Consider the following 9128-nt stretch of genomic DNA (forward strand, 5'->3'; position numbering starts at 1 on the left):
CATTATTGCGGTATTCTTTTTAGGATGGATAGGTCTTGGGTTTGCTCCGGCGACAGCCATGCTCCTCGGTGCGGTAATAGCTCCAACAGACCCAGTCTTGGCTTCTGATGTACAGACCAGTTCACCCAATAAAAAAGACGATTCCCATACTCGGCTGGCACTAACGACAGAGGCTGGCCTTAATGATGGGCTGGCATTTCCTTTTACCAATTTGGCCATAGCCATGGCACTCCTTGGTGCCCACCCATCTAATTGGTTCTGGGATTGGTTATGGATGGATTTCTTTTATAAAATTGTTGTAGGAACGCTTATTGGTTGGGCTACAGGATGGTTATTGTACAGGATGATCCCCCTCTTTCCGAAACCTAAATCAAAAAAACTGGCTGTTAGCATAGGTATTTTATCTTTGAGCCTTACTCTTATCCCTTATGGTCTTGCGGAAATAGCCAGCAGTTATGGCTTTATCTCAGTTTTTGTGGCAGCATGTGTTTTCAGGAATCAGGAAAAAGCGGGGAAATACCTTGAGACTTTGCATGATTTTTCCGAAGAAATGGAGAAAATACTGATTGTGGTCTTATTTTCGTTGGTAGGGGTATATCTCAGCCATGAATTTATAGATGACTTTCAGTGGTATATGATCCCGGCAGCTATTTTGGTTGTGATGCTTATCCGGCCATTGGCGGGCTACCTTGCTTTAATTCAGACACCCTTGCCCCAGAAAAAACGGTGGGTCATTGCTTTTTTTGGTATTAGGGGAATTGGATCTTTGTATTATGTATTGTATGCTTTTAATCAAGCTGATTTTGAGCAACAAGCAGAACTCTTTGCGTTGCTTTTGGTGATCATTATTTTCTCCCTATTAGTTCACGGTCTTTCAGCCAAACCTGTTTTTGACTGGTTGATGAGAAAAAAATGACCACTCCCTTTCTTACAATAAAGGAGTGGTCTGTTAATTTAATTTAAAGTAGCGTCCACTACAATTTCAGTATTCAATAGTTTGGAAATTGGGCAGTTGTCCTTGGCATCATTTACCAGTTCAGTGAATTTTTCTCCACCAATGCCATCTACTTTTGCTTTGAGAATCAATTTGGATTGCTTTATCGTGCCGTCTTCAAAAGTAATGACACACTGCACATCCAATTCCTGTGGCGGAAAGTCTGCACCGCTCAAGTTAAAGCTGAGTTTCATGGCAAAGCAGCCCGCATGTGCCGCTGCAATCAATTCCTCTGGGTTGGTGCCTTTCCCATCTTCAAAACGGGAACTGAAAGAATATTGGGTTTTATCCAGTACGCCGGTTTCGGTAGTCAAATGGCCTTTACCCTCTTTTCCTGAACCTTGCCATACGGCAGTTGCTTTTCTTTTCATATTGATTATGGTTATGGTTTAGATTGTATAATGTGCTTTTCGTCGATTTTGTTCCTTCATTTAAAAATATCATTTAAATTCAATGGATGGAAGAATTCACCACATTAAATATCATCCAACTTTCAGCAGCATACAGGGACCAGGCAATTGCACTGATGGAAAAGGTTTTTACCCTAGAGCAACAGATTCCCAAAGATTATCTTCCTGTCAAGGTTTATCCCCAGATGAGTTGGGGTATCCTACAAAATGGGGAACTCGTGGCTCTGGCCATCGCTTGGTGGGAAGGAAATATCTGGCATTGGGGACGCTATACGGTAGATCCTAGTTTAAGGGGAAAGGGGCTGGGCAAGCGTTTGGCCCATGTCAGTTTAAAAGCACTATTTGAGGCAGGAGCCAAAGAAATCCATATCGATGCCAGGGACATCACTGTTGAACTATTAGGTAAAATGGGGGCTAGGGCAGTGGGAGAGACCTTTGATTTTTATGGCAGGGTGACACCGATGAGGTTACATGCCAAAGACTTTAAATAAAAAAGCCGATCCTTAGAAGATCGGCTTTTTTTATGGAATTTGGCTAAATTAATTCAAGAATTCATCAAAGGTAAGGGAAACAAAGTACATGGTTCCCACGGTTGGGTTACCCCAAGCCTGACGGAAGCCTGAACTGTTGAACAAGTTCTGACCACCCAATTTCACAATGGATTTGATGCTTTTCACTTTATAGCTTACCTGCGCATCCAAAGTACTAAATGCCGGCATGACAGAAAGCTGTTGGGCATTCACTCCTGGAGCAACGAAAGAAGATTGCCATACAAACTCATCTTGCCATCTCCAAGCAATTGCAAAACCGATGTTTTTGTTGTTGATGTTTCTGTTAGCGAATGTAAGGTTAGTCCTGTACTCAGGTGTATTGAAGGAAGGGATGAAACCTACTTCAGCCAACTCATCCAAGTTCGCCAACTTATTGAAGGAAACGTTACCACCGATGGTGTAGTTTTTAGGTAATTGGTAATCAGCCCCTAAAGCCCAGCCAAAGGATTTAATTACTTCTTGTCTGTTGACGGGTAATGAGAAGATATTTCTGGAATTGGCACTCAATAGGTTCAATCCTAGATCAGAAGCGATACCTGAATCAGGGAACCTGTCCTGAATGATGATGTCGCCACCAATGAAATTCTCAAATCTATTATAGTAGTAGTAGCCATCAATCAACAATTTATTGTTGGCAATAAGGCTCTTATAACCGATTTCATAAGATCTTACAATTTCAGGCTGGAATCTGGTGAACTGATAGGGTGTTCTTAGGTTTTGATTTTGTTGTGCTGCCACTACCGGAACTGCTTGGGCTACAGCAGCCAATACAGCAGGGTCATTAGGAGCGGTTCCTTCCGGGAACTGACTGAAGACTTGCTGGAATACCTGCTGTTGGAACTGAGGATTTGCCGCTAATGTCTGAATGGCTGTGCCAAACTGCGTTACAGTAGCTAAGGAGTATGCAGGGTTATTTGCAAAATTGTACCTGTCTCTAAACAAAGGTAGACCACCAATCAACCTTGCCTGAGGTGTCAACAGATCGATATACTGATCTTGGGTTGTAGGTAACCTGAAACCAGTCTGATAAGAAGCCCTGAAGTTATGTTGTCCTGCGGTGTAAACAGCTGATACCCTTGGAGACCATTGTCCGTCAAAGTTCTCGTTTTTATCATAACGCACAGAAGCGGTTAATTTCAATTTCTCAGCGATGGTTTTGGAACCTTGCGCATAGCCTCCAAATTCTCTGATATTGAATTCATTGCCTTGATCATCTGTAGCGAATAGAGTTCCTTCAGAATTTAGCTGGAATACCCTATAGTTAGCACCTACTACAAAATCGGCAAATTTAATGTCTTTGAATGCATAAGAGCCCTCTAGGTGGTACAAGTTGGTTTTGTCAACAAACAACGCACCAACACCTTGCTGATTTCCCGGTATAGGTCTTGACCTGACATCAGCCAATGCCTGATTGAATTGTGAGGTTCCCGGCATAAACCTGCCCTGGTCTGCAAAAGCCCTGGCCAATCCATGTGCCTGATCTTCTGGGGCACCCTGGCCTCTTGCTTGGACAAAAGCGCCTACATATTCACCAAACCATTGAGGACTTGGTTTCCATGCTTCATTGATGCCCTGTCCAGCTATACCAATGGCATAAGAATCACCTGATCTTTCTTGCGTGGTATAAGCTCTGATAAACCAGTTGTCCGCTCTTAACTCAGCTTTATATTGCCCAATATTGAATCCTGTAATGGAATACCTATCAGCACCCGTATAGACTGTTGTTCCTGATCCATAATTTCCTTGGAAGATGGCTTCTACCTTATCGGTAACTCTCCAGTGCAAGGCAGCATTCAATTTCAAGGATTTGGTACCATAGTCCGCCAAATCACTTTCTCTGTACCCTGTCCTTGAAACAAAAGTTTGTGGAACTAATCCAAGCGCAGCTTCTGGCAATACGCCAGCGCCTACCAAGCTTTGTGCCACACTGAACATGTTCACATTGGTTTCATCTCCATAAATATTGACACCATTGAACCCAGGGTTATTTTCTCTGGTTCCATTTCCAATACCAAATCCGTTCAATAATGACTGATCTCTGAAGTCATTGGCCTGCCAGTCATCGGCTCTGAGGTAATTGACATTGAATTTTACAGCAACTTTATCTGAGAGTTGTGTGGCATAACGTGCTGCAAAATCATAAAATCCTGTCGTAGGATTGGTTCTTGTATTTTGATCCATGATACCACTTTTCATCTGTGCAGAAAAACCTTGGTACTGGAATGGGTTTTTGGAGTTCATCAAAAGGATACCATTAATGGCGTTAGGGCCATATAGGGCAGAAGCTGCTCCTGGTAGCAATTCCACACTTTCCAAGTCCAATTCAGAAATACCTGCAATATTACCCACAGAGAAGTTCAATCCTGGAGCTTGGTTATCCATACCGTCAATCATCTGCACAGTTCTGACGTTACCGTTGGCATTAAAACCTCTGGTATTGAAAGACTGAAAGGTGAGGGACTGGGTACTCATTTCTACCCCTTTCATGTTTTTAAGCCCATCATAAAAACTTGCCTGAGGCGCTTCCCTGATGGAAATGATATCCATTCTTTCTACCGTAACGGGAGATTGCAGGACACTTTCCTCTACCCTGGAAGCTGATACCACCACTTCTTGACCAAGAATGGTTGATTCAGCTAAGGTAACCTGCAGGTTGCTTACATTGGATTCAGTGATTTCTATTTCTTTTGAAGAAAAGCCGATCATTGAAAACACCAAGGTAAGTGGTGGTGCTTGATTGACCCTAAGGTTGAAATTACCATCAAGATCAGAAATGGTGCCCACTACTCTTCCTTTGACGACGATATTCACACCGACAAGCGTTTCTTTGGTTCTTTCCTCCGTAACCTTACCGGATATGGTAGTGGTCTGGGCAAGAACTTCACTCATCCCTATGGAAACTGTGACAAGCAAAATCAAAACTGCCTGCCATACACTTTTTGTAAAATTTTGCATAAGCTATTGTGGGTTTTTTGTTTTGTTTTGGAATTCAACTGATTTGCTCCAATAAGTTTGAAATTTAGTTGAAAATCCCAATTATCAATGAAAATGCAAAAAAAAATATTTCATTAAATAAAAAAAACTTATAGCCTATTGCGTAAACTAGTTGATTTTCAGATATAAAAATTGAAATATGTGCTATTAGGCTAATTTTTCATATTGGAATACACTCTGATGATCAGCCGAAGAGGGAAACTTAGGGTGTTTTTGAAAAAACTAAAAAGAACACCGGAAAAACTCCGGTGTTCCATACAATCGTTTAATATTATCTCAGGATTTATCCTTGACCTGCTTTTTTATTTTCTTCGTTGACATGCTTGACCAATCGGTCACAAAGGTCTTTCATTTCTTCTGACATGTATTCATCACCGGTACTGTTCAGAATAGTCTGGGCCATGCCCCCAAGAATGTCTATGTAGAATCTTTTCATTTCAGCCACAGACATATCTTCCGTCCATAGGTCAATCCTTAGGGTACTATGGTTTAAATTGTCCCAAACATTCAAGCTGATGCTCTTTGTGGCTTCCAGGCCACCGGCTTCTTTGTCTGTTGCATCCCATTGAATGGTCTTTGGGAGGTTTTTCTCGTCCAATTGGACTACAAACTTAATCTCTGAGTTCTTCATTGCTATGTTTAAATTTCTTCACAAAACTAGTAAAATTAATTTTTGTCTGATTTTGTTCCCCAAACATCGCTTTCTTTCTAATTTTAAGCCATGCATTGGACACTTACTTTTGATATTCCTGAAGGAAATCCCAAAATTCACCATGGTTCACCTATACTTTCCATTGGGTCATGTTTTTCGACTGTAATAGGGGAGAAGTTGACTGAAAGGAAATTCACTGTTTTGAATAACCCTTTTGGAACCTTGTTCAATCCTGTTTCCATGATTCAAGTAATGGAGGATGCCTTGTTGGAAATGCCTATCAATACGGATATGATGCTGGTCAGAGATGGATTGTATCTTCATTTCGGCATGCATTCTGATGTAGCTGCTTATTCGCAGGAGTCCTTATCCAGGCTGATTCGTAAAAAGCAGCAGATGACGAAAAAAATATTGGAAACAGCCTCCCATATTTTGGTCACTTTTGGTACCTCTTGGGTGTATGAATTTGGTTATCAGGGACAAATTGTAGCCAATTGCCATAAACAACCAACTGGGCTTTTTGAGAAGCGATTGCTTGAGGTGGAAGAGATAGTTAAAAACTTTAATGCCTTCCTGAAAATCCTCCGGCAATTCAATTCCAAGGTACAAGTGATTTTGACCGTGAGTCCTGTGCGCCATACCAAGGATGGTATTCCTGAGAACCATTTGAGCAAAGCGATACTGGCTGTAGCCAGCCAAAAAATTGCCACCTCAAATGCCACTGTCCATTATTTTCCCAGTTATGAAATCATGATGGATGAATTGCGGGATTACCGTTATTATAAAGAAGACCTCATACATCCTTCCAGTGTGGCAGAAGATTATATTTGGGAAAGGTTTAAAAAGACCTGGATAGAACCAAAGGCTTTTCCCTTGATCCAGGAATTGGAAGGAATAAAGCGGGATTTATCGCATAGGCCTTTTAATCCGGATAGTCCTGCTCATCAGAAATTTTTAGACAATTTACAGCGTAAAATCGAGCGATACAGTAAGGATTTTGACTTCTCCAAAGAAATTGACCTGTTAAGAAAACACCAGAATAACAGGAGAAGATGAAAAGGCTCAGAGATTCAGGCTTATCATACCGAAAAACATACCCACCATGGCACCGATTAAAAGTTCCAATGGGCTGTGTCTTTTCAATTCCCATCTAGACCATGTGGTAGCCATTGCCAGACCCATTATGATGATTCCACCAGTCATTGAAATGCTAAAAACACTGATTCCTGCATAAAATGCAGTAGCTGCATGTAGAGAAGCTTTGATTTTTAGGTTCACAAGGGCCAAACAAGCCAGCATAATGGTGAAGTTACCGGAATTGTATAAGACAGCTGGAGGAAATTCAAGGAAATAGAAGCTCAAAAATAAGATTAGAAAAAGGCCAAGGGCAAAGGGGTAAAAGCCTTTACGCTGATTTTGATCGGATACGTCAAAATTACTGTATTGCCCTTTCTTTAATTTCCTGAGGTTGTGCCAGGTAATGGGTAAAGCTATGAACCCGACGACCAAAACAGAAAGTAGAAAAGCCTGTCTCGAAGGAAGGTTTGCGGCAGCCATAAAAAAAACATAAACAGTCCCCAAAATCAAGGGATGTCCCAGTACGGTAAAAAGGTGGGCAGCTTTGTTTTTCATGATACAATTTCTTCCTTAAGCTGCCGGGCCATGGCTTCATAGCCTAAGTCTGAAGGATGGATGCCATCTTCTGCAAAAAAAGATTTGTCTAAGTTTTGCTTGACAGTCTTGTATTTCAAATGAGGCATAACTTTTTGTAAATGGTGGATTTCCCGAATTAGTAATGTCCTGTGCCAGCCTAGGAAAAATCGGATAATCCAAGGCAAAGCGGGAAATTGATGGACAGGGGGGATGTTGGATAGGATTACCTTTTCTACTCCATAAGTCTGGGTGAGCAGTTGTACAAATTCCTTCAGCTCTCTGTGAAAAGTGCTTGGCGGTGTGAATTTAAAACAATCATTAGCACCGATGAGTATGACCCCAATTTGGATTTTTGAAGAGAGTTCCTGTTGACCATGAAGCAATAATCGCTTTAACCGCTCGGCTCTAAGTCCATTTTTACCTAAATTATATACAGAATAACCTTCTTGCAACTGTTGGCGAACCTGGAAAGCAAATGTAGTCTCCAGTCTGCTCGCCCCCACACCGGCCGCAGTAGATTCTCCAATGATCAGAATATTTGGAGCGTTCTTATGGCTTTTAAGGGCCAGGAATTCAGAGTGGGAGGGAAGTCTGTTTATTTTATGCCGGAGCTTTTTACCTTGAAAATAAAGTAATGGGAATACCGGCAGCAGCAACAGTAATTCGAAAAAATAAAGCAAACGGTTGATGATCATTGAATCATTTTTTTGTGAAAAGCAAAGGGGCTTCTTATCAGCCCCCCGCTTTTTTGGCTTTATAACCTGCATCCAATAAGACGCTTAAGACTTTATCTCTGTGGTCGCCTTGAATAAGAATTTCGCCATCCTTCGTACTGCCGCCTACGCCGCACTTGTTTTTCAGCAATTTCCCCAAGTCCTTCAAATCTTCCTCATTACCTACAAAGCCATCAATTAAAGTGACTTGTTTGCCTCCCCTCGATTTCTTGTCCAGCATTACTTTCAGGTTTTGCTGCTGAGGGGGAAGCGTTTCAAAACCCTCCTCCGAATCCAATTGGTAATCAAAATCATTGGAAGTGGAATATACAATACCATCCCTTTTCTTCCAGTCGTTGTTTTTTCTTTTACTCATTTTATTTTCTTGCCTTCATGGTCCATACGGGTCTTTTGGCTGCATTGACCACATCTTCCGCAATACTGCCACTCAGCAAATGCAAAAATCCTGTTCTTCCGTGGGTTGACATGGCGATCATGTCGGCATTGATGTCATCTGCATATTCCAAAATACCATCTTCTTCTGTAGCACTGTTATAGACAATGGTAGAAGCAGCGCTTACTTTGAAATCTTTGACAAAAGCATTGATTTTTTCTATAGAGGTCCTGGTATTTTCAAACATGCTTGGTGTGTTGATTTTCACCAGATGTAGCTCCGCATCGATGGTTTCAATAGCAGCTTTAAGTCGCTTGACCACATCTCCTGGAACTTCATTGAAATCACTGGCAAACACTACTTTTTTGATGTCCTTGGGCTTCACAGGACTTTTGATGGTAATTACCGGGCAAGTGGCATTTCTTACCACTTTTTCCGTATTGCTTCCGATGAGCACTTCTTCTAAACCGGAGGATCCTTTGCTGCCCATCACAACGATGTCAGCCTGGGCTTCCACTATTTCTTTGCTGATACCGACAAAAGGATTGCCAAATACCATTTTGGTTTCGAATTTATAGGCCTCATTTTTTAAAGATTCTTCCAATTCCGCCATTTGCTTTTTTCTCTTTTCAATCAGCTCAATCATAAAAATCTGGGTGCCTTCATTACTGAATGCCCCAACTTCCCCATAGGAATTAAAACTCTGCGGCGTAGGCAGCTCTATTACATGGAAAAGTTTCAGCTTATTTTTTGTTTTTTCCGCCAGT

The 9128-nt window shown here is 41.5% G+C and carries 10 protein-coding genes; 3 read left to right on the forward strand and 7 right to left on the reverse strand.

Translation table 11 applies throughout. The features are described from left to right. A partial coding sequence (locus B879_RS19415; RefSeq protein WP_040401308.1) for a cation:proton antiporter occupies positions 1–916 on the forward strand: 916 nt, incomplete at its 5' end. Positions 917–954: 38 nt separating this feature from the next. Here B879_RS19415 and B879_RS19420 read toward each other — a convergent pair. Continuing rightward, positions 955–1365, reverse strand: coding sequence for an OsmC family protein (locus tag B879_RS19420; protein ID WP_009186929.1), 411 nt, complete (start codon positions 1363–1365; stop codon positions 955–957). Between the two features lie 86 nt (positions 1366–1451). On the opposite strand from B879_RS19420, the gene B879_RS19425 reads away from it, so the two are divergent. Then, on the forward strand, positions 1452–1895 hold the full coding sequence (locus B879_RS19425) for a GNAT family N-acetyltransferase (RefSeq protein WP_009186930.1): 444 nt from the start codon (positions 1452–1454) through the stop codon (positions 1893–1895). A gap of 48 nt (positions 1896–1943) precedes the next feature. On the opposite strand, the gene B879_RS19430 is transcribed toward B879_RS19425, so the two are convergent. Then, positions 1944–4910 carry a TonB-dependent receptor gene (locus B879_RS19430; RefSeq protein WP_009186931.1) on the reverse strand — a complete coding sequence of 989 codons (2967 nt, stop codon included), beginning with the start codon at positions 4908–4910 and terminating at the stop codon, positions 1944–1946. Positions 4911–5232: 322 nt separating this feature from the next. Next, on the reverse strand, positions 5233–5580 hold the full coding sequence (gene gldC / locus B879_RS19435; protein ID WP_009186932.1) for a gliding motility protein GldC: 348 nt from the start codon (positions 5578–5580) through the stop codon (positions 5233–5235). Between the two features lie 90 nt (positions 5581–5670). Between gldC and B879_RS19440 the strand changes: the two genes are divergently transcribed. After that, positions 5671–6657: a GSCFA domain-containing protein gene (locus tag B879_RS19440; RefSeq protein WP_009186933.1), complete on the forward strand. Its 987-nt coding sequence runs from the start codon at positions 5671–5673 to the stop codon at positions 6655–6657. A gap of 6 nt (positions 6658–6663) precedes the next feature. Here B879_RS19440 and B879_RS19445 read toward each other — a convergent pair whose 3' ends face one another. The 4 genes from B879_RS19445 to B879_RS19460 form a co-directional block, all read right to left on the reverse strand. Then, on the reverse strand, positions 6664–7233 hold the full coding sequence (locus B879_RS19445) for a hypothetical protein (protein ID WP_009186934.1): 570 nt from the start codon (positions 7231–7233) through the stop codon (positions 6664–6666). Next, positions 7230–7949: an SGNH/GDSL hydrolase family protein gene (locus B879_RS19450; protein WP_009186935.1), complete on the reverse strand. Its 720-nt coding sequence runs from the start codon at positions 7947–7949 to the stop codon at positions 7230–7232. Before B879_RS19450 ends, B879_RS19445 begins: the two co-directional genes overlap by 4 nt. Before the next feature lie 37 nt (positions 7950–7986). Beyond that, positions 7987–8343, reverse strand: a complete 357-nt coding sequence (locus B879_RS19455) for a translation initiation factor (protein ID WP_009186936.1) — start codon at positions 8341–8343, stop codon at positions 7987–7989. A 1-nt stretch (position 8344) separates the two neighbouring features. Continuing rightward, the coding region (locus B879_RS19460; RefSeq protein WP_040401311.1) for a universal stress protein at positions 8345–9128 on the reverse strand (784 nt) is incomplete at its 5' end.

This window comes from Cecembia lonarensis LW9, assembly GCF_000298295.1.
Taxonomy (GTDB): domain Bacteria; phylum Bacteroidota; class Bacteroidia; order Cytophagales; family Cyclobacteriaceae; genus Cecembia; species Cecembia lonarensis.